The organism is Entomohabitans teleogrylli (assembly GCF_001484765.1).
Lineage (GTDB): Bacteria > Pseudomonadota > Gammaproteobacteria > Enterobacterales > Enterobacteriaceae > Entomohabitans > Entomohabitans teleogrylli.
Genome location: NZ_LLXO01000075.1, coordinates 1 through 1,871 on the forward strand (window position 1 = coordinate 1; position 1,871 = coordinate 1,871).

1 protein-coding gene is annotated in these 1,871 nt (G+C 59.9%); it reads left to right on the top strand.

Annotation, left to right across the window (positions count from 1 at the left end; all coding sequences use genetic code 11):
* The coding region (locus AQ981_RS25235) for a fimbria/pilus outer membrane usher protein (protein WP_058914510.1) at positions 1-1,871 on the top strand (1,871 nt) is incomplete at both ends.

The window sequence follows — 1,871 nt, forward strand, 5'->3', positions numbered from 1 at the left end:
GGATGCCGAGGATCGTGCGAATATCGATTTATCCCGCTTTTCCCGGGCCGGCTATATTATGCCGGGAATTTACACACTCACTATACGACTGAATGACCAGCGTATTTCTGAACAGGAGATCGCTTTTGTTGAACGGCGCGTGAATGACCGGCCGACAGTGGAAGCCTGTCTGGATCCCCGGCAGGTGGAACAGCTCGGTCTGCGTGAGGATGCGCTGAAAATGATCGCGTGGCGCGATGATGGGAACTGCGCCGATTTTTCCGCTCTTGACGGCGTCGTCCTGCGCGGCGATTTGTCGGAATCCACTCTCTATGTCGCCGTCCCCCAGGCGTGGCTGGAGTACCAGGACGCCTCCTGGCTGCCGATTTCCCGCTGGGAAAACGGTATTCCCGGGATGATGCTCGATTACAACGTGAACACCAACGTCACCTGGAACCGTCAGGGGAACCAGAATCAGAACGCCAGCGTCAGCGGCACCGCCGGGGCTAACTTCGGCGCCTGGCGACTGCGCGGTGATTACCAGGGCAGCTATTACAACACCACCGGGCGCGCAGGCAGCTCTACCCATAACTTTGACTGGAGCCGCTTTTACGCCTACCGGGCGCTGCCGGGGATGATGTCCAAACTGACCGTTGGTGAGGATTATCTTACTTCCGATCTGTTTGACTCCTGGCGCTACACCGGGTTGTCGCTGGTCAGCGATGAAAGCCAGCTGCCGCCCAAGCTGCGCGGCTATGCGCCGGAGGTGTCCGGTATCGCGCGCACCAACGCCAAAGTGATTGTCAGCCAGCAGGGGCGGGTGATTTATGAAAGCACCGTGGCCGCCGGTCCGTTTCGCATTCAGGAGCTGAGCAGCGCCCTTACCGGACGTATTGACGTACGGGTCGAGGAGCAGGACGGCTCGGTGCAGACCTTCTCGGTGGATACTGCTCAGGTGCCTTACCTGACGCGTCCCGGCCAGTTGCGTTACAAACTGGCGACCGGCCGGCCCCGTGATTACGACCACCGCACCGAAGGGCCATATTTTGCCACCGGCGAACTGTCGTGGGGTCTGTCCAACGCCTGGTCGCTGTACGGCGGCGGTATCTTCTCCCGGGACTATAACAGCGTGGCGCTGGGCGCCGGCCGCGATATGAACGCCTTCGGGACTTTGTCCGCGGACGTCACCCACGCCAGCGCGCGCTTCCCCGGGGACAAGAATCGCCAGGGGCGATCCTGGAGAGTGAGCTATTCGAAGCGCTTTGACGAAATCAGCAGTGAGGTGACCTTTGCCGGGTACCGCTTCTCGGAGCGTGATTACCTCACCATGAGCGAGTATCTGGATGTGCGTTACCGCGATGGTTACATGGGTAACAGCAAAGAGCTGTACACCATTCAGGCGACCAAGAACTTTGAAGATCTGCGTCTGTCGACCCATATCAACTGGTCGCATCAGACTTACTGGAACCGCCCGGATACTGATAGTTACAGCATTTCGCTGAACCAATATTTCGATCTCGGGGACTGGCGGCACCTGTCGGTGTCGCTCAACGCCGCGCGCAGCGAGTTCAACGGCAAAAAGGAGGACAGCGCCTACATCTCGCTGACCATGCCGCTGGGACCGGGCACCGCGGGCTATAACGGCAGCATAAGCCGCGATCGTTATTCGCAGAACGCCAGCTGGAGTCAACGCCTGGACAACAACGACTATTACCGTATCAGCGCCGGTAACAGCGTGGGTGGCAGCCAGCCGACCCGCAGCCAGGCGAGTGGTTTCTACTCGCATCCCGGTAGCATCGCGGATGTCACCGCCAACTTTAACTGGACCCAGAGCCAGTACACCTCCCTCGGGGTGTCCGCCAGCGGCGGTGTGACTGCGACCCTTGAAGGGG